The sequence below is a fragment of the Candidatus Pelagibacter sp. PS_44 genome, assembly GCF_059417735.1.
Genome location: NZ_CM182063.1, coordinates 487,109 through 506,634 on the forward strand (window position 1 = coordinate 487,109; position 19,526 = coordinate 506,634).

At 28.3% G+C, this 19,526-nt stretch carries 23 protein-coding genes and 1 tRNA gene; 19 read left to right on the forward strand and 5 right to left on the reverse strand.

Annotated elements, in window-relative coordinates; genetic code table 11:
* Window positions 1–276 (reverse strand): sarcosine oxidase subunit delta, encoded by a 276-nt coding sequence (locus AC5SLO_RS02665; protein ID WP_494573642.1) that lies wholly within the window; start codon window positions 274–276, stop codon window positions 1–3.
* The gene (locus AC5SLO_RS02670) at window positions 276–1,529 is read right to left on the reverse strand and encodes a sarcosine oxidase subunit beta family protein (protein WP_494573643.1); all 1,254 of its coding nucleotides are present in this window, start codon (window positions 1,527–1,529) and stop codon (window positions 276–278) included. The genes AC5SLO_RS02665 and AC5SLO_RS02670 overlap by 1 nt, the downstream gene beginning before the upstream one ends.
* 67 nt (window positions 1,530–1,596) lie before the next feature.
* Between AC5SLO_RS02670 and AC5SLO_RS02675 the strand changes: the two genes are divergently transcribed.
* A tRNA-Ser gene (locus AC5SLO_RS02675) sits at window positions 1,597–1,688 on the forward strand.
* A gap of 362 nt (window positions 1,689–2,050) precedes the next feature.
* Here AC5SLO_RS02675 and AC5SLO_RS02680 read toward each other — a convergent pair.
* The gene (locus AC5SLO_RS02680) at window positions 2,051–2,890 is read right to left on the reverse strand and encodes a DUF4422 domain-containing protein (protein WP_494573644.1); all 840 of its coding nucleotides are present in this window, start codon (window positions 2,888–2,890) and stop codon (window positions 2,051–2,053) included.
* Between the two features lie 30 nt (window positions 2,891–2,920).
* Window positions 2,921–5,143: a lytic transglycosylase domain-containing protein gene (locus AC5SLO_RS02685; RefSeq protein WP_494573645.1), complete on the reverse strand. Its 2,223-nt coding sequence runs from the start codon at window positions 5,141–5,143 to the stop codon at window positions 2,921–2,923.
* 41 nt (window positions 5,144–5,184) lie between these two features.
* Between AC5SLO_RS02685 and dapA the strand changes: the two genes are divergently transcribed.
* Genes dapA through recO form a run of 10 tightly spaced genes read left to right on the forward strand, consistent with a single transcriptional unit; the run spans window position 5,185 to window position 12,519 of the window.
* Complete coding sequence (gene dapA / locus AC5SLO_RS02690; protein ID WP_494573646.1) at window positions 5,185–6,066, forward strand: 4-hydroxy-tetrahydrodipicolinate synthase; 882 nt, start codon at window positions 5,185–5,187, stop codon at window positions 6,064–6,066.
* Entirely contained in the window at window positions 6,066–6,536 is a 471-nt protein-coding gene (gene smpB / locus AC5SLO_RS02695; RefSeq protein WP_494573647.1) for an SsrA-binding protein SmpB, read from the forward strand. Before dapA ends, smpB begins: the two co-directional genes overlap by 1 nt.
* Window positions 6,502–7,023: a 2-amino-4-hydroxy-6-hydroxymethyldihydropteridine diphosphokinase gene (gene folK, locus AC5SLO_RS02700; protein ID WP_494573648.1), complete on the forward strand. Its 522-nt coding sequence runs from the start codon at window positions 6,502–6,504 to the stop codon at window positions 7,021–7,023. Before smpB ends, folK begins: the two co-directional genes overlap by 35 nt.
* Window positions 7,024–7,042: 19 nt before the next feature.
* On the forward strand, window positions 7,043–8,788 hold the full coding sequence (locus AC5SLO_RS02705; RefSeq protein WP_494573649.1) for a bifunctional (p)ppGpp synthetase/guanosine-3',5'-bis(diphosphate) 3'-pyrophosphohydrolase: 1,746 nt from the start codon (window positions 7,043–7,045) through the stop codon (window positions 8,786–8,788).
* Window positions 8,745–9,332 carry an orotate phosphoribosyltransferase gene (gene pyrE, locus AC5SLO_RS02710; RefSeq protein WP_494573650.1) on the forward strand — a complete coding sequence of 196 codons (588 nt, stop codon included), beginning with the start codon at window positions 8,745–8,747 and terminating at the stop codon, window positions 9,330–9,332. Before AC5SLO_RS02705 ends, pyrE begins: the two co-directional genes overlap by 44 nt.
* Complete coding sequence (locus AC5SLO_RS02715) at window positions 9,329–10,048, forward strand: pyridoxine 5'-phosphate synthase (protein WP_494573651.1); 720 nt, start codon at window positions 9,329–9,331, stop codon at window positions 10,046–10,048. Before pyrE ends, AC5SLO_RS02715 begins: the two co-directional genes overlap by 4 nt.
* Window positions 10,049–10,050: 2 nt before the next feature.
* Window positions 10,051–10,440 carry a holo-ACP synthase gene (gene acpS / locus AC5SLO_RS02720; protein ID WP_494573652.1) on the forward strand — a complete coding sequence of 130 codons (390 nt, stop codon included), beginning with the start codon at window positions 10,051–10,053 and terminating at the stop codon, window positions 10,438–10,440.
* Window positions 10,440–11,174 carry a signal peptidase I gene (gene lepB / locus AC5SLO_RS02725; protein ID WP_494573653.1) on the forward strand — a complete coding sequence of 245 codons (735 nt, stop codon included), beginning with the start codon at window positions 10,440–10,442 and terminating at the stop codon, window positions 11,172–11,174. Before acpS ends, lepB begins: the two co-directional genes overlap by 1 nt.
* Complete coding sequence (gene rnc / locus AC5SLO_RS02730; RefSeq protein WP_494573654.1) at window positions 11,174–11,842, forward strand: ribonuclease III; 669 nt, start codon at window positions 11,174–11,176, stop codon at window positions 11,840–11,842. The genes lepB and rnc overlap by 1 nt, the downstream gene beginning before the upstream one ends.
* Entirely contained in the window at window positions 11,839–12,519 is a 681-nt protein-coding gene (gene recO, locus AC5SLO_RS02735; protein ID WP_494573655.1) for a DNA repair protein RecO, read from the forward strand. Before rnc ends, recO begins: the two co-directional genes overlap by 4 nt.
* Before the next feature lie 2 nt (window positions 12,520–12,521).
* On the opposite strand, the gene hemB is transcribed toward recO, so the two are convergent.
* Window positions 12,522–13,511 (reverse strand): porphobilinogen synthase, encoded by a 990-nt coding sequence (gene hemB, locus AC5SLO_RS02740; protein WP_494573656.1) that lies wholly within the window; start codon window positions 13,509–13,511, stop codon window positions 12,522–12,524.
* Between the two features lie 74 nt (window positions 13,512–13,585).
* On the opposite strand from hemB, the gene AC5SLO_RS02745 reads away from it, so the two are divergent.
* The 8 genes from AC5SLO_RS02745 to ribH are packed head-to-tail and all read left to right on the forward strand — an operon-like array spanning window position 13,586 to window position 19,526.
* Window positions 13,586–14,176 carry an aspartyl/asparaginyl beta-hydroxylase domain-containing protein gene (locus tag AC5SLO_RS02745; RefSeq protein WP_494573657.1) on the forward strand — a complete coding sequence of 197 codons (591 nt, stop codon included), beginning with the start codon at window positions 13,586–13,588 and terminating at the stop codon, window positions 14,174–14,176.
* A 1-nt stretch (window position 14,177) separates the two neighbouring features.
* Window positions 14,178–14,603 (forward strand): ribose 5-phosphate isomerase B, encoded by a 426-nt coding sequence (gene rpiB, locus AC5SLO_RS02750; RefSeq protein ID WP_494573658.1) that lies wholly within the window; start codon window positions 14,178–14,180, stop codon window positions 14,601–14,603.
* 2 nt (window positions 14,604–14,605) lie between these two features.
* Window positions 14,606–15,916, forward strand: coding sequence for a serine hydroxymethyltransferase (gene glyA / locus AC5SLO_RS02755; RefSeq protein WP_494573659.1), 1,311 nt, complete (start codon window positions 14,606–14,608; stop codon window positions 15,914–15,916).
* A complete protein-coding gene (nrdR, locus tag AC5SLO_RS02760; RefSeq protein WP_494573660.1) occupies window positions 15,916–16,374 on the forward strand; it encodes a transcriptional regulator NrdR in 459 nt (152 codons plus the stop codon). The genes glyA and nrdR overlap by 1 nt, the downstream gene beginning before the upstream one ends.
* A complete protein-coding gene (gene ribD, locus AC5SLO_RS02765; protein ID WP_494573661.1) occupies window positions 16,355–17,455 on the forward strand; it encodes a bifunctional diaminohydroxyphosphoribosylaminopyrimidine deaminase/5-amino-6-(5-phosphoribosylamino)uracil reductase RibD in 1,101 nt (366 codons plus the stop codon). Before nrdR ends, ribD begins: the two co-directional genes overlap by 20 nt.
* Before the next feature lie 4 nt (window positions 17,456–17,459).
* A complete protein-coding gene (locus tag AC5SLO_RS02770; RefSeq protein ID WP_494573662.1) occupies window positions 17,460–18,053 on the forward strand; it encodes a riboflavin synthase in 594 nt (197 codons plus the stop codon).
* A complete protein-coding gene (gene ribB / locus AC5SLO_RS02775) occupies window positions 18,040–19,140 on the forward strand; it encodes a 3,4-dihydroxy-2-butanone-4-phosphate synthase (RefSeq protein WP_494573663.1) in 1,101 nt (366 codons plus the stop codon). The genes AC5SLO_RS02770 and ribB overlap by 14 nt, the downstream gene beginning before the upstream one ends.
* Window positions 19,140–19,526, forward strand: coding sequence for a 6,7-dimethyl-8-ribityllumazine synthase (ribH, locus tag AC5SLO_RS02780; RefSeq protein ID WP_494573664.1), 387 nt, complete (start codon window positions 19,140–19,142; stop codon window positions 19,524–19,526). Before ribB ends, ribH begins: the two co-directional genes overlap by 1 nt.

A 19,526-nucleotide genomic window follows, 5' to 3' on the forward strand; every position in this document is an offset into this window, starting at 1 on the left:
TTAAATTGACGGTGGTTTTTCACCCATTTTATAAACAGCTTTTATTTCATCATTGGAAGTGTCACGTACCATGTTAAACCATTTTCGACATCCGTGGGCATGGTTCCATCTTTCAAATTGCACACCTTTAATATTTTTTCTCATGAAGAGATATTCTGCCCACTCATCATCACTTAATTCTGTAGGTTGTTTTGGTCTTTCAATATGAGCTTCTCCACCAGCTTTAAACTCGCTTTGCTCTCTTTCTCCACAAAAGGGACAAGTAATTAAAAACATTAATGAGCTACCGCCGCTGCACCATGCTCATCTACAAGATCCCCACTAACAAATCTGTTTAGATTAAATGCAGCATTTAATTTATGAGGCTCATCATTAGCTATCGTATGAGCAAATAGATCACCTGACCCAGGTGTTGCTTTAAATCCACCAGTGCCCCAACCACAGTTAAAATAAAGACCTTTTATAGTAGTCTTACTTATTATAGGACTTGCATCTGGACAAATATCAACAATACCACCCCATTGTCTAAGCATACGCATTCTACTAAAAATGGGATAAAGTTCTAAAATAGCGTTTAAAGTTCCTTCAACAATATCATGACTTCCTTTTTGTGAATACGAAACATAATCGTCTGTACCTGCACCAATTACAAGTTCACCCTTGTCAGATTGGCTAACATAAGCATGTACAGCATTTGACATCACAACTGTATCAATGATTGGTTTAACAGGCTCAGACACTAAAGCTTGAAGAGGTTTGCTCTCTAAGGGCAAACGTAAACCAGCCATATTTGCAAGTACGCTCGAGTGACCTGCAGCAACTACACCAATTTTTTTAGCTTTAATAAATCCTTTTGAAGTTTCTATACCTTCAACTTCATCACCATTTCTTTTAATACCTTTTACTTCACAATTTTGAATTATATCGACACCCATTTCATCTGCACCACGCGCATAACCCCACGCAACAGCATCGTGTCTAGCTGTCCCAGCTCTTCTTTGTAACGTTCCACCTAATACAGGATAACGTATGTCAGGAGAAGTGTTTATGATTGGACAAAATTTTTTAACTTCTTCAGTACTTAAATAAACAGCATCAATTCCATTTAATCTATTTGCATGAGTTCTTCTTTTTAAATCTCTAATATCTTGAAGATTGTGAGCCAGATTCATCACACCTCTTTGACTAAACATTACGTTATAATTTATTTCTTGTGAAAGACCTTCCCATAGTTTTAAAGCATGATCATAAAGGCCAGCACTTGCATCCCATAAATAATTTGATCTTATAATAGTTGTGTTTCTTCCTGTGTTTCCACCACCAATCCATCCTTTTTCAACAACTGCAATATTTTTCATATTATGTTTTTTTGCTAAATAATATGCTGTTGCAAGACCATGACCACCACCTCCAATAATTATTACATCATACTCTTTTTTTGGTGTAGGATCTTTCCATGCCTTTTGCCAATTTTCATGGTAGGAAAAAGCATTTTTAACTAAAGAAAATATTGAATAGTTTTTTTTCATAATAATAAATAATAATTACTTTATAAATATTGAATATTCAATACAATCAGTTATATCCTTAATCTGTGGAAGAGTGGGTGAGAGGCTGAAACCAGTCGTTTGCTAAATGACCGTGCGGGGAAACTTGTACCGAGGGTTCGAATCCCTCCTCTTCCGCCAAAAAAAATTAATTGGAATAAATTTATGTTGGTTGTAATAATAACAGGATCTTCAGGACTTGTAGGATCAGAAGCAGTAAGTTTTTTTGTAAAAAAGGATTTGATTTTGTGGGAATTGACAAGAACTTAAGAATTTATTTTTGGAAAAGCTGGATCAATATTAAATATAAGAAAAAATCTTTTAATGAATAATAAAAAAATTCTAATATAAAAATTCAAAAAAAGATAATAAAGAAAAATAGAATAGGAGATCATATTTGGTATATATTCAAAATAGCAAATTTAAAAAAGACCATCCTAAATGGAAACAAAAATTTAATACAAAGAGAATAATTAAAGAATTAATTAATTCTCATCAATAAATTAAAATTTAGCAATATCACAATAAACCCAAGGCCAATATTTAACTTTTGCATATTTATTAAACCAAAAAGGTGTGTATCTCTCTGTTAAAAAAGAATATATTCTCTGATTATCATAGCCTTTTAAATCAAATCCAAAAATCGCTTCACATTTAAAAAGCCATTCGAATAGGTCTGTATAAAAATTATCAATTAACTTATTATTGTTGGATAAAAAAATACAATGTCCACTTAACATATTATTTTTGGAAATATAATTTACAAAATCCTCTTTATCTTTTAGTGGCATCACATTAATAGCCTTGTGTAGGTTGTCAAACCCGTGAAACATTTCAAAATGTAATTTAATATTTTGCTTCTTCTTGTCTAAAAGTATCAAAGGGTCATTAACTATAGATTTAAATCCTCTTTTAATTAACTTCATCTTACTTCCCACAGCTACACTCCATGGCTCACAAAGAATTACATCATAGCCTTTCCATTCTGGTGAAGGCTCTTTCTGTAGCATTTTTTCTAAATCTTCAAAATTATTAATATTAGGGTAGTAACCTTGTCTTCCGTCTACATTTTTAATTAAATCCTTATATTCAATTTTGACAAAATACCTTCTGTATTGACACATTCCAAACCAATCGTTATTTTTTTTTTGGTTCAAAATATTTTTCCAATACCAATAATGAAAAGATGTTTCTGAATAATTATAGTTTTTATGAGCTATATTATCACCACTATTTTCAATTATGTAATCGTTGGGAAATTTTGCCTTACCAACACCAAATGGTATTAGATTGAGAGACTGAATTCCATTTATAGGTTTATGAGTTATGCAATAGATTTTCATTATTTTTTTTTTAGAATATATTAGAAACTATTAAAATAAAGGCTGATCTTTAAAAAAATCCTTCATTTCTATTGATTTTTTTTCTAAAATGTATCTGTAAACATTATAGTTTTCCATTACACGCTGAACATAATTCCTAGTTTCCTTGAATGGAATTAATTCAACCCAATCAACAAAATCAATCTGTTTCTTTTGTGGATTTTTATTAATTTTTTTCCAGTGTTTAACTCTTTTAGGTCCAGCATTGTAAGCTGCTGTTGCAAACGGGTAAGCTCCATCATAATCAAGTATTAACCCTGCGATATAATGAGATCCTAGATTGATATTATATTCTGGGTCAGAGGTTAACCAAGACTTTGAGTAGGGGAGCTTTGCTTGTTTTGCAACTAGTTTTGCAGTATAAGGCATTAGCTGCATCAACCCTTGAGCACCAACATGACTATTAGCCCTCATATCAAATTCACTTTCTTGTCTTATAAGTGATAGTATAAAAGCAGGTTCAGGAATTTTTCTTCCATTCACGTATTGAGGCACACTTATTATTGGATAGTTGTAAGTATTATGAAATCTCTTCTCATATGAGGCTATCTTTGAAATTTGTATAGCAAAATCATATCTTGAAATATTTGTTGCAAGTTCTGCAGCCAAAACCTCACTTCCATTCTTAATATTATCATTTGCTAGATGTCTTAAGATATTCTTAGTATATTTATCTTTATCTAATTCATCTAAAAGATAACTAATTTTAACAAGTTCTTTTTTTTTAAAATATTTTCTATATTCATCCTCAACAATCTGTTGTTCTTCAAGTTCAAATTTCTTATTGGGACTAATTTTTAAAAAAGCTAATTGACCGTAGTATGTGGTTAGATATTTAGTTGCCTCCTTATACCAATCTTCTGATTGTTTTTTATCAGCAATTTTCTCATAAGCTCTACCAAGCCAATATGCACCTCTAGATAGACTTATAGGATAACTTACATTTTGGTAAAAATTATTGAAGTGATCAATTGCTAAAATTGGATCATCTAAAAAACTTAATGCAATCCATCCACTTATCCATTCAGCTTCAGCAAATTCAGGACCTGGATCAAGAGAATGTTGACTTGCAACTTTGTATGCCGTTTCATATTTATCTTTATAAATTAGAGCTCTTGTCATTATAGCTCTTTCAACCCACCATTTGTCAGGTCTCACAAGATAATCTTTATCATTTTTAATTGAAAATATAATCTCTAGAGAGCTATCAATTCTTCCTCTTTTTCTTCTCCATTTAAGTCGATCATGATTTAAACCAGCATCATTTTTAAATTTTTGTGGAACATTTTTAATTGCATTGTCTACACCGTAAGATTTGCTCATTAAAATTTGTCTAGCTGTATAAAGTAATTGATAATCTTTTGGCAGATAAGGAAGCATTCTTTTTAAATCCCAATATTTATTTTCCCAGGCTAAATAATCAGCCCTTTTTACATAGTCTGTTGAATTAAGATATTTTTTATATTTTTTGTTCAATTTTTTCATTTGAGATCTTGAAAGTTCAGCTGTTATCCAACCTTTTTTTATCAATGAAACTCCTTTTTCAATATTTCCAGTTTGAATATAACTTTCTCCTAATATTAGTTCACCATAACCGCTTAATGGTTCCTTCGAATTAAACCAATCAATGATTTTCTTTGGTGAAATTTTTTCTGTAGTAAGTTTTTTTTCTGCTAAATATCTAATTCTGTTTATTCGAGGATAGTCATCATTATTCTTTAAAAAAACTAAATAATCATAAAAAGTTGCTTGATTTCCTGAAGTTAATAAATGTCTCCATTGAACAAAATTATATATAGATTTGTCTCTTGCTTTTTTAGAAATTGACAAAGCTGATGACCACTGACTTTTTTCCATTGCCTGAATAGATTTTTTTGCTATGGCGAAATCTTTTTGACTATAATATTTAGAAGTATTTTTAACAGAGGGTTTTATCTTTTTTACTATTAAAGGTTTGCTCTTTGGAATTAAATAATTAATCTTTTTATCAACAACTTTTGCAACTTTATCTTTATCTTTATCTTTATTTAATTGAATTTTTGTAGGTTTAGATTTTGGCTTTATTATACTCTGGGAAATTTTTTCATTTTTTGTTTTTTCATCTAATATAGGTTTTTTTAAGGGTAATATTGTAACTTCTGCAGCATAAGAATTGCTTATTATTGACAATAATAATAAAAATAATTTTATAAAAAATAAAGTATTTTTAACCATAAATTTAGTAAATGAATCTTTAAACTATGTTATAAGTATTTATGTTCAAAGGATCAAATGTTGCTTTAATCACCCCGTTTAAAAATAATGAGCTAGATATAGATGCTTATATTAAGCTTATACATTTTCAAATTTCTAATGGCACAAATGGATTGGTACCAGCAGGTACAACGGGTGAATCTCCAACTTTAAGTCATAATGAGCATCAAAAAGTAATCGATTTATGCGTTAAAGAGAGCAATGGTAAAACTATAGTAATAGCTGGAACCGGTTCTAATTCTACAGAAGAAGCAATTTCACTTACAACGCATGCAGAAAAAGCAGGTGCTGATGCGGCATTGGTGGTTACACCTTATTACAATAAACCTACGCAAGAGGGACTATTTCAACACTATAAAGCGATAAATGATAAATGTGGAATACCAATTATAATTTATAATATTCCCGGAAGATCTGTAATCGATATGTCTGTTGATACAATGGCTAGATTGTTTGAATTGAAAAATATTGTTGGCGTTAAAGATGCTACAGGTGATTTAGAAAGAGTTAACCAACAAAAAGATAAGATGGGAAATGATTTTATTCAACTTACAGGTAATGATGATAATGCTTTAGAGTTTAATAACAGAGGTGGTATTGGTTCAATAAGTGTAACTGCAAATATTGCACCTAAGTTATGCTCAGATTTTCAGAAGGCATCAAAGTTAGATAATGCAGAAAGTAAACTTGAAGCTGTTAAATTAGATAAAATTTTACAACCTGTTCATAGCTCAATGTTTGTTGAAAGCAATCCAAGTCCAGTTAAGCATGCAGCTAAACTTTTAGGCTTATGTGAGGACGATGTAAGATTGCCATTGGTTAAAGTTACTGACACAACCAAAAATATTGTAAAAAAAGCTCTAGTATCTGCAAAATTACTCTAATGAATAAGAAAACCAATTCTGGTTTAAAAATTATTTGCTTAAATAGAAAAGCAAGTTTTAATTATTTTTTCGAGGAATTAATTGAAGCTGGAATTGTTCTCAAAGGCTCTGAAATAAAATCAATTAGAGAAGGTAAAATAAATATAGCAGACTCTTATGCTGTTGAAAAAAGTGGAGAAATTGTTTTGATTAATTCACACATCTCAGCATTTAAGCAAGCAAGTTATTCTAATCATAATCCCACAGATGAAAGAAAATTATTATTAAATAGAAAAGAAATTAATAAACTAATTGGTAAAATGCAAAGAGATGGACTAACTCTTGTTCCAACAAAAATGTATTTTAAAAAGGGCAGAGCTAAAATTGAGATAGCTGTTGCAAAAGGTAAAAAGCAATTTGACAAAAGAGCTACTAAAAAAAACAGAGATTGGAATCGTGAAAAAGCCAGACATATTAGAAAATCGAGTTAAACATTCATATTTGGCAATCGGATCAAATCTAGGTAACAAAATTAACAATATTAATTTAGCTAAATTTGAATTAGAAAAAAATAGAATAAAAATAGTTAAAACCTCATCATATTATCTATCTAACTCATGGCCAGATCCACTGTTGCCAAAATATATAAATGTAGTCATTAAGGTTAAAACTACACTAAACCCTCTTGAATTATTGAAATATTGTAAATTAATAGAAAAAAAATTAGGTAGATCAAAAACCAAAAAGAATGCTCCGAGAACATGTGATATTGACATTATTGATTATGACAAAAAAGTATTAAATTTTATTGAAGAAAACCTTTTTATTCCACACCCTAGAATGAAAATGAGAAGTTTTGTTTTATTGCCTTTATTTGAAATAGATAAAAAGTGGAAAGATCCAAAATCTGGTAAAAATATTGTTAATTTAGTCTATAGTTTGTCAGTAAAAAACCTTAGATCTATTAAACAAATATAAATTAGTGTTATAATAACCCATGCTTAATTCTGAAGAACTTATAAATAAAGTCAAAAATTATAATAAGTTTTTAAATCCTGAAAAATTAAATAAAGCATACCAATACGCTGTTAAAGCGCATGAAAATCAAAAACGTGCATCAGGCGATCCCTATTCAAACCATCCAATAGCTGTTGCTTCTATACTTAGCGATTTAGAATTAGATAGCGCTACAATTGTTACTGGATTACTTCATGACACAATTGAAGACACACATGCTACATATGAAAATATCAAGAAAGAGTTTGGACAAGAAATTGCGGATTTAGTTGAGGGTGTAACCAAAATTTCTGTTTTTGAAAATCAAGCAAACTCTAGTTCAAAAGCTGAGAATTTTAGAAAATTAATTTTAGCTACCTCTAAAGACATTAGAGTTTTATTAGTAAAACTTGCAGATCGTTTACATAATATGAGAACGATTGATGCTATTAGCAAAATTGAAAAAAAAGAAAGAATTGCTAAGGAAACTATGGAGATCTATGGACCATTAGCTGATAGAATGGGAATGCACAGAATAAGAGATGAATTGGAAGATTTATCTTTTAAAGTTTTAAATAATAAAGCAAGAGAACTTATCAAAAAAAGATTAGATGAAATTCGTGAAGATAAAGTAAATAACTTTAAATCAATTTCTATACAAATTACAGAACTTTTAAATGACCATGACATTAAAGCTAAGATTTTTGGAAGAGAAAAAACTCCTTTTTCAATTTGGAGAAAAGTACAAAAAAAAAGAATATCCCTTGAGCAAATTACAGATATAATAGGTTTTAGGGTTATATTGCCTAGTGAGCATGATTGTTATCAAGCACTTGGAATATTTCACCAACATTGGAACTGTATACCTGGAAAATTTAAAGATTATATTTCTTCACCAAAAATTAATCACTATAAATCATTACACACAGCTGTAATTGGACCAAATAAAAGACCTATAGAAATTCAAATTAGAACTATGGAAATGCATGAATTTGCTGAAAGAGGTATTGCATCTCACTGGAAATATAAATCTTCTGAAAAATTTAACTCACTTACTTGGAAAGAATATGATTGGTTAGCAGATTTAGTAGAAATTATTGATAAAAATGAAAATCCTGAACATTTCTATGAGTATACTAAACTTCAAATGTTTCAGGAAAATGTTTTTTGCTTCACACCCAAAGGTTCAGTAATAAAATTGCCAAAGGGTGCAACTCCAATTGATTTTGCTTATGCGGTTCACACAAAAATTGGTGATAATGCTATTAGCTGTCAAATAAATGGAAATGATAGTGAACTACAAAGCATTCTTCATAATGGAGATGTAGTTAATATAATAACTTCAAAAAATAAATCACCTTCACTTCACTGGATACCAGTTACCAAAACAGGAAAGGCTAGGGCAGCAATAAGAAGATATTGGCATTCGAAAGGTGAACAAAAAGAAGAAAGAATAAAGAAATATAACACTACATTATGGATATCTTTACCAGATCAACCAGGCAAACTAGGTGAAATTACAACATTACTAGGTTATCACAGATTAAACATATCTAATGTTGAGATGCATGAAAAAACACAATATTATATTAACTTTAAGTTCCATTTGATAATTAGAGACCTGAAAAACTTTACAAATTTTATTAGCGAACTAAAACAAAAGAATATTAAGTTTAAAATCATAAGACATGAGGAAAAAAGAAATGCTTTCACACAAAAAATCTTTAAATATTTTAAAAAAAACTAACGCTTTACTTGAAGGACATTTCGTACTTTCTTCTGGACTGCATTCATCTAAATATATTCAATGTGCGAAACTGTTAAGTTTTCCAAATTTAGCTAATTCTATTTGTAAATCATTGGCCCAAAAGATCAAAAAAAAATTTAAATATATAGATTTAATTTTAGCTCCAGCGATGGGTGGGGTAATTATTGGTTATGAAATAGGTAAAATTTTAAAAAAAGAAACTATATTTTGTGAGAGAGTTAACGGTAAATTTACTTTGAGAAGAGGTTTTAATATTAAAAAAGGTTCTAAAGTATTAATTATTGAAGACGTTATAACAACAGGAAAATCCAGTTTAGAGTGTGTAAATCTAATTACCAGACCAGGAGCAAAACTTGTTGGCTTTGCTACCATTATTGATAGATCAACAAAAAAATCTTTAAAGATAAAAAAAGAAATTATTTCCCATATGAAAATCGATGTTCCAACTTTTAAAAAAAATAAACTTCCTGATTTTCTTAAAAATACACCCATAACAATGCCAGGAAGTAGATTTATAAAATGAAAAAATTGGGTGTAAACATTGATCATGTTGCAACAATTAGAAATGCAAGGGGCTCAAATCATCCAAATCCATTATTAATAGCAAAACATGTTAGCAAATGTGGTGCAGATTCTGTTACAATACATTTAAGAGAAGATAGAAGGCACATAAATGATCAAGATGTCTTACAAATTTGTAAAGATAAAAAAATAATTACCAACCTGGAAATTTCTTTAAATGATGAAATAGTAAAAATAGCATTAAAAAATAAACCCAATTATATTTGCATTGTTCCAGAGAAAAGAAAAGAGATAACTACAGAAGGTGGTTTAAATTTAAATAAAAATAGAACTAAGATTAAAAAAATAATTTCATTATTTAATAAAGCAAATATTAGAACTAGTCTATTTATAGATCCAAATTTAAAAGATATTCAAAGTGCAAAAGAATTAAATACTGATTGTGTTGAAATACATACTGGAAAAATTTCAGATTTAATTAAAAAAAATAAAGACTATAAAAAAGAACTAATAAAAATTCAAAAATGTTCTAAACTTGGTAAGAATTTTGGTCTTGAAATCCATGCGGGTCACGGTCTTGACTATAAAACAACTGCAATATTAACAAAAATTAAAGAAATTACAGAATTTAATATTGGACATTTTATAATTGGTGAATCTGTCACTCATGGTTTAAAAAAAACGATTAAATCTTTTAGAAAAATAATAAGTAAATAACCATGAAAATACTTGGTATAGGTGTTGATATAGTTGATATCACAAGATTTAATAAATTAATAAAAAATAAAGATTTTATTAAAAGAATATTTTCTAACTCAGAAATACTTATTGCTAAAAAAATTAAAAATAAAAAAGCCTATTATGCAAAAAGATTTGCTGCTAAAGAAGCTTTAGCCAAATCAATTGGCACTGGCTTTAGAGACAATCTTAACTTTAAAGATATATCAATTATTAATGATAAATTAGGTAAACCTTCTTTTGTAATTACAAATAAAATAAAAAATATTGTTAAAGATCAATTTAAAATCTCTTCATTTAATTTCTTTCTATCAATTTCAGATGAAAAAAAATATTCTATAGCTTACGTAATTTTACAAAAAAATAAATAATGATAAGTAAAAACTTTATAATTGAAAATGTTAAAACAATTTTTTATGCCTTAATCATTGCGATTATTATTAGATCTTTTTTCATACAACCTTTTTATATACCCTCATCTTCTATGGAACCTACATTATTGGTTGGGGATAGATTATTTGTTACCAAATATTCTTATGGTTATAGCAAACATTCTTTTCCATTTAGTCCACCGATACTCAATAGCAGAATATTTTCACAAAAACCTGAAGTAGGAGATGTTATTGTTTTTAAAACACCTGCTGACAATAGAACAGATTATATCAAAAGATTAATAGGATTACCTGGAGATAATATTCAATTCATAAATGGTGATTTATTTCTTAATAATAATCAAATTTTTAAATCAAGGATTCCAAAGAATGATATAATTTATTGTGGCAATCAAACTATAGATGTTATTAAGTTTGAAGAAAAATTACCAAATGGTGCAATACATAATACCGTTTATTTAAAAAATTATAGTTTTCAAAATTCTGATGTATTTATAGTTCCACCAAAACATTACTTTTTCCTTGGAGACAATCGAGATTGTTCTAAAGATAGTAGATATTTAACAAGCGTTGGATATGTCCATGAAGATAATCTAGTTGGTAAGGCACAATTTATCTTTTTTTCATCAGATTTTAGAATTGCAAGTATCTTTTCTTTTTGGAAATGGCACAAAACTATTAGGTTCGATCGTTTTTTTAAAACTATTAATTAATGAAAATATCTTCATCAATCTTAGAAAAGAAATTAAAGTTAAAATTTTCTGATCCTAAAATTTTAATAAAAAGTCTTACTCATAAAAGCTATGACTCTTTGAATAATAATGAAAAAATTGAATTTTTAGGTGATAGAGTTTTAGGGTTGGTTATTGCAAAAAAATTATTAGAAATTTATCCAGATGAACGTGAGGGAATATTGGATAAAAAATTTGCATCTCTAGTTAATAAAAGAAAATGCTTAGAAATTGCAAAAAAAATTGAATTACAAAAATATATTTTGGTATTTAATCCAAAAAATAAAAAAATTGTAATTGAAGACAAAGTTATAGCTGATTGCTTAGAAGCTTTAATAGGTGCGATTTATTTAGACAAAGGTATTAATTTAGTTGAAAAATTTATTCTAAATTTGTGGAATGAGCATATTAATGCAAGTGTGATAACTGAAATTGATGCCAAAACTAAACTTCAAGAATATTCTTTAAAGATGTTTAAAACTTTACCTATTTATAGATTAATATCAAATACAGGGCCTCGTCATAAGCCACTATTTAAAGTCTCTGTGAAATTAAAGAATACTAGAATTTTTACAGCAGATGGTTCATCTAAAAAAGATGCTGAACAGAATGCTGCAACCATATGTTTTGAGAGTATTTTTAAAAAATGAATTGGGATGATAAAGGATATTTGTTATCTAAAAATCGATACAATGAAAATTCCATTATAGCAGAGGTATTTACTGAAAATTATGGAAAAATTTCTGGTATTATTTTTGGTGGTACTTCAAAAAGAATTAAAAATTATTTACAGATTGGCAATAAGATTCATGTTAATTATAATTCCAAAAGTTTAAATAGAATTGGTTATTTTAAAATAGAAATTGTTAAAGCTACTACACCAATTTATTTTGATAATAGTATAAAACTTTGCTGCATAACTTCTGCTATGCATCTTGTAAAACTTTTAACAGCTGAAGCTCAATCAAATAATGACATTTACATTTTAATAGATGAATTTTTTGATTTATTAACTCATGATAATTGGATTGAAGAATATATTTTTTGGGAATTAAAGTTATTAAAATTACTTGGTTATGATCTTGAACTTAAAAAAATGGTCGAAAAAGAAGTTATAGAAGGAGAAATTAATTATTTTGTAAAATCATCTTCAGAAAAAAAATTTATTCCAAACTTTTTGATAGATCAAAATACAAAAAATATTGATTTAAAAAATTTATTAAAAGGTTTTAAGCTTCTTAGTGATTATCTTGAAAAAAGTATATTGAAACCAAATAATTTAAATTTACCCGTTTCAAGAAGTCATTTTATAAATTTATTAAAATAGCCTTAAAGTATTATTTCATTTATTCTATCAGCATAATAACTGACTATTGCATTTGCGCCAGCTCTCTTAAATGATATCAAGCTTTCTAATATTGAGTTTTTATCTATTAAACGTTTATTAATACTATTTGTGAGTAAGCTATATTCTCCTGAAACTTGATAAGCTAAAACTGGAATTTTGAAATTGTCTTTTACTGATTTTATAATATCAAGGTAGGGCATTCCTGGTTTCACCATTACCATATCTGCTCCTTCCTTTATATCTAGGGCAACCTCTCTTAAGGCTTCATTACTGTTTCGAAAATCCATTTGATAGGTCTTTTTATCTCCTTTTAGAAGTCCTCTTGATCCAACCGCATCTCTGAAAGGTCCATAAAAACTTGATGCATATTTTACTGCATATGAGAGAATTTGAACTAACTGATAACCATTTTTATCCAATGCTTTTCTTATTTTTCCAATCCTACCATCCATCATGTCTGAAGGTGCTAGCACATCACATCCCATTTCGGATTGTAATAAGGATTGATTAATTAAAATTTCATTTGTTTCATCATTTAATATATAGCCAGATTTTATAAGACCATCATGACCATGGGAAGTGTAGGGATCTAAAGCTACATCACACATAATACCAATTTCATTTCTGTATCTTTTTTTAATATATTGGATAGCTCTACAAACTAAATTGTCCTCATTTAACGCTTCGGTACCAATTTCATTTTTTAACTTTGAATTTGTGTATGGAAATAACGCAACCATAGGTATTTTATTCTTAATGGCTTTATCAACAATATGACCAATTTTATCTATAGAATACCTAAAAACTCCAGGCATAGTTTTTATGGATTGTTTCTTATTTTTTCCATCAATAAGAAATATTGGTAAAATAAAGTCACTTGAAGATAGGCTGTTTTCCTGAATAAGTCTTCTAGACCAATCATTCTTTCTACTACGTCTAAGCCTTAGGTTTGGATAGCTTCCTGTTATCATGTTTTTATTATATTTATAAAATGCGACAAATGTATTATACAAATATATTTTAAAAAGAGTAACTAATAAATATTATGACATTAAATTTTAATGATTTTCAAAAACAGGAAATTAAATTTGATATTACTGAACTTCAAAAGGCATATAGTGAAATTTTAAAAATAAAAAAATTTGATGGTCCTGAAGAGATTAGTAACTTTGGAGCAATATCTCTAACTCAAATTCCTGGTGATCCAGACTCTATTAAAGGTCATAAAGCCAGAGGTGTTTTTTGGACTAAACCGGATGCAACAGGCAAGGAAGTTGTTAGAGATGTAACTATCGACGAGTCTGCATATTCAGAATTTATCGATGAATTTAAAGATACTTATTTTAAGGAAGTTTTTGATGTGCTTTCATCTAAGTATAAGCTTGGAAGAGTAAGAGTATTGTTAAAACAACCAAGATCAACATTAAGTTGGCATAGAGACCCTGAGCCTAGATTGCATATACCAATTATTACTAACCCAGGATCAATAATGGTTATTGATAATGTTGCCATGCATTTACCAGCTGATGGTTCTGTTTGGATTACAAATAATACAAAATATCATAATGCATTTAATGGTGGTGAAGAAGATCGTATCCATTTAGTTGCTTGTGTTTTAGATCATAAATTTAATTAGTTTGAAAAAAATATTCATATCATCTGATCATGCTGGGTTTAAATTAAAAGAATTAATCAAAAATTACTTAGATAAAAAAAATATAAAGATAGTTGATTTAGGTCCATTTACCGGTGGTAGGGTAGATTATCCTGATTTTGCTCATAAGGTCGCTAAAAAAGTTAAAATTAGTAACAAACATGTAGGTATTTTAGTTTGTGGGTCTGGTATGGGAATGAATATTGCTGCTAATAGACATAAAAATATTCGTGCTGCACAGTGCTATAATTCAAAATCTACAAAATTATCAAGATTGCATAATAATGCAAATATCATTACATTAGGATCAAGACTTCTTACTAAAAAAAATGCTTTAAATTGCGTTAGCATTTTTTTAAATACAAAGTTTGAAGGTGGAAGACACGCAAAAAGAATTAAAAAGATTTAATTATGTCTAGTGAAAAAAACTATTTAAATAAAAATTATAAAAGCTTTTTTGAAGACAGTTTATCTGAAACTGATCCAGAATTACATAAAGCCATAAGTGATGAGTTAAAAAGACAACAACAACATATAGAACTAATTGCTTCTGAAAATATAGTTTCTCAAGCTGTTTTAGAGGCGCAAGGCTCTGTATTAACAAACAAATATGCAGAAGGGTATCCTGGAAAAAGATACTACAATGGATGTGAGCATGTTGATGTTGCAGAAAATTTAGCCATAGAAAGATTAAAGAAACTTTTTGATTGTAAATTTGCAAATGCCCAACCACATTCTGGGGCTCAAGCAAATGGAGCTGTATTTTTAGCTTTATTAAATCCTGGTGATACGTTTATGGGAATGAGTTTAAATTCTGGTGGACACATTACTCATGGGTTAAAAATTTCAATGTCAGGTAAATGGTTTAATCCAATAGGGTATGATGTTGATAAAGAGTCTGAACTTATTGATTATGATAATGTTGAAAAACTTGCATTAGAACATAAACCAAAACTTATAATTTGTGGTGGTAGCGCTTACTCTAGAGTAATCGATTTTAAAAGATTTAGAGCGATTGCTGACAAAGTAGGAGCATATTTGATGGTGGATATGGCTCATTTTTCAGGTTTAGTTGCCGGCAAAGGATACCCTAACCCATGTGAACACGCGCATGTAGTAACTTCAACAACTCATAAAGTTTTCAGAAGTGCTAGAGGTGGAATTATTTTAACTAATCATGAAGACCTAGCAAAAAAATTTAACACAGCAGTATTCCCTGGTTATCAAGGCGGACCATTGATGCATGTCATTGCTGCAAAGGCTGCTGGTTTTTTAGAAGCATTAAGACCAGATTTCAAAGATTATATCAAATCAGTTTTAGCTAATGCCAAAATTTTATCAGAGACACTTAAGAATAATGGTTTTAAGATTTATTCTGGCGGAACAGATACACACTTAATGTTAGTTGATCTAAGACCTTTCAATGTAAAAGGTAATGCTGCTGCTGAAAGCCTTTCAAATGCTAATATTACCTGTAACAAAAATGGAATACCTTTCGATTCAGAAAAGCCAATGATTACCTCTGGAATAAGACTAGGTACTCAAGCCGCAACAACTAGAGGTTTTGGATTAAAAGAGTTTGAAAAAGTAGGTGAACTAATAACTAAAGTTGTAAAAGGTTTATCTGAAAACCCAGACGATAATAGCAAAATTGAAGAAGAAGTTAGAAATGAAGTAATAGAACTTACATCTAACTTTCCAATATATAAAAATTTAAAATAATGATTTGTTCAATTTGTAAAAAAGGTGAAACCTCAGTAGTAGACTCAAGACCAACTGAAGATGGCACAGCCATAAGAAGAAGAAGGCTTTGTGTGTGTGGAGCTAGATTTACAACTTTTGAAAGAGTGCAATTTAGAGAAATTATGGTTGTTAAAAAAAATGGAAGAAAATCTTCATTTGATAGAGATAAATTATCAAAATCTATTTTTATTGCTCTTAAAAAAAGACCTATTGATACTGAAACAGCAGAAAAATTTATAAGTAAAATTTCTCGATCACTAGAGGAGCTTGGTCAAAGTGAAATTTCATCTACTACTATTGGAACTATGGTTATGGAAGGTTTAAAAGAGCTCGACCCTGTTGCTTACGTAAGATTTGCTTCTGTTTATAGAAATTTTAGAGAAGAAAAAGACTTTGTGCAATTCGTGGACAAATTAGATGTCTACAAAAAAAGATAAATTTTCAATCAAAGATAAAATTTTTATGGAGTTGGCCTTGAGATTGGCAAAAGCTCGTCATGGACTAAGTGGAATCAATCCTTCTGTAGGTTGTGTAATCGTTAAAAATAATGAAATACTTTCAATTGGTCAAACAGGTTTTAAAGGTACACCTCACGCCGAATTTAATGCCATTAAAAATTCACATGAAAATTTGGAAGGCTCAAAAATGTATGTGACCCTTGAACCTTGTAGTCATTATGGAAAAACTCCTCCGTGCACAAATATTATAATTAAAAATAAAATTAAAGAAGTTGTGTATGGAGTTGAAGATATTGATAAAAAAGTTAAAGGTAAAACTTTAAAAATTCTTAAGTCAAAAAATGTTTTAGTAAAAAAAAATTTACTCAAAAAAGAAATTAATAAATTTTATATACCTTATTTCTTTAATAGAAAAAAAAACCTTCCTTATGTTACTGGTAAAATTGCAATTTCTAGAAATAATTTGATATATAGCAAAGATACAAAAAGAATTTCAGATATTCATACTGATAAATTTACACATTATCTTAGATATAAAAATGATTCGTTAATGATTTCGTCCAAAACTTTAAATAAAGATAACCCAAAACTTAATTGCAGACTAGAAGGTTTGAATAAATTTTCACCTAAAAGAATAATTTTAGATAAAAATTTAGAAATTAAAAAAAATTCATACATTTTTAAAACAGCTAATAAAAAAAATACTATAATTTTTTATCATAACGCGAAATCTGAGATGAAATTAATGTTAAAAAAAAGAGGCATAACTTTAATCAAAAGTAAATTGGATAAAGATAACTTTGATATTAAATCAATTTTAATGAAACTCTATGTCCTTGGCTGCAGAAATTTATTAGTTGAAGGGGGAAATGATCTTTCTAAGCACATTATTAAAAAAAAATTATTTAATGAATTTTATTTATACAAATGTGCTAAAACTTTATCAAAGTTAGTTAACCATAAAGAGCTTAGTTTTCTTAATGAATTAAAGAAAAATTATAAAAATAAATTGAAAATTAAAAAAAAATTAGGCAAAGATGTAATTACACTTTACAAATAATATTATGTTTAATGGAATAATTTTTAATCAAGGTATAATTACTAGATTTGAAAAAAGATCAAAAGGTATTAATATTTTTGTAAAAGCTGATTTAAAGCTAACACGTAAAGATCTAGGTGTATCAGTTGCTTGTGATGGTGTTTGCTTAACATTAATTAATATTAAAAATAAAATAATGGAATTTTATCTTTCTGATGAAACCATACAAAGATCAAAATTTAAATTCTTAAAAATAAACGATAAAATTAATCTTGAAATTCCTTTAAGATTTGGTCAAAAAATATCAGGACATATTTGCCAAGGCCACATTGATGCAGTAGGTAAAATACAGAGTATTAAAAAAATTGATAAATCGTATTTATTTGATTTTGAAATTGTTAAAAAAGAAAGAGCAAATCTAATTGATAAAGCCTCTATATGTATAAATGGAATTTCTTTAACAATTTCCAAGGTAACCAAAAAAGGTTTTCAAGTTTGGGTTATTCCACACACCTTTAAACTAACCAATTTATCTTCATTAAAAAAGAGCAGCTTAGTTAATATAGAGATAGATATCCTATCTAAATACGTTAGAAATTATTTTAATGAAAAAAAATAATTATGCATCCATTGAAAGTATAATTAATATTGCTAAGAAGGGAGGTATGTTCATCTTAGTTGATGATGAGAAAAGAGAAAATGAAGGAGACTTAATAATATCAACCAGTGACTCAAGTGCTAAAAATATAAATTTTATGGCCAAATATGGTCGTGGATTAATTTGTCTAGCACTAGATAGTATACAAGCAAAACGGTTAAATTTATCTTTGATGTCCCCAATAAATCAATCAAGGAACAAAACTGCCTTTACAATTTCTATTGAAGCAAAAAATGGAATAACAACTGGAATCTCAGCAAAAGATAGAGCAAAGACAATTAAAATTGCTTCAAAGAAAAATGCAAATAAGAAAGACATTGTTTCACCAGGACATATTTTTCCAATCATTGCTAAAGATGGGGGCGTTCTAGTAAGAGCTGGTCATACAGAAGCCTCTGTTGATATATCAAAACTTGCTAAAAAAAATAACTCCGCAGTTATTTGTGAAATAATGAATGAAGATGGCACAATGGCTAAAGGCCAAGATTTATTTGATTTTGCAAAAAAACATAATTTAAAGATAGGTAAAATTGAAGACCTTATTGCTTATCGTCTTAAAAAAGAAAAACTAATTAAACTTAAAAAACAATCTGATATTAAAATTAAAAATCAAAAATATAAAATTAGAATTTATGAAAATCTTTTAGATGGATCTGAACACTTTGCTCTAATTAAAGGTAATATTAAAAAAGGGATAATACCAAGAGTTAGAGTAATTTCATCTAACGTAATTCAAAATTATTTAATCAATCAACAATTGCCAAATTCATTTGATAAAACGTTAAATTATTTTAAGAAATTCAATAACTGTGTTTTAGTTTTTATAAAAGATACAAATTTAAAATCTGTTACACAAACACTCAAGGATTATAAGAACAAAGATTTTTATAAAAAGGGAAATGATAAACTTATAAGGAATTATGGTATTGGAGCTCAAATAATTAAGGATTTAAAGATTAAAAATATGATATTAATAACTAAATCTCTTAAAAAAGTTATTGGTTTAGAGGGTTATGATATAAAAATTATTAAACAGGAAATCATTTAATGAAAAAAAAATATTTAATAGTTAATGCAGATTATTATAAAGATATATCAAAAGGTTTATTAAGTAGTGCGAAGAACGCACTGCCCAAATCTAGTTTAATAAAAGTTATCAATGTCCCAGGTGTCTTTGAAATACCAGTTACCATTTCAAAGAATATTAAGAAGTATGATGCTTTTTTAGCTCTTGGGTGTGTGATTAAAGGACAAACTCCTCATTTTGACTTTATTTCTCATTCTTCAACTGATGCAATAATGAAACTATCTGTAGAAAACAAAAAACCCATTGGCAATGGAATTATTACTTGTCTCAATATGCGTCAAGCTATAGCTAGGAAAAAAAAGGGAAGAGAAGCAGCTCTAGCTGTAACATCTGTCCTTTCCCAATAA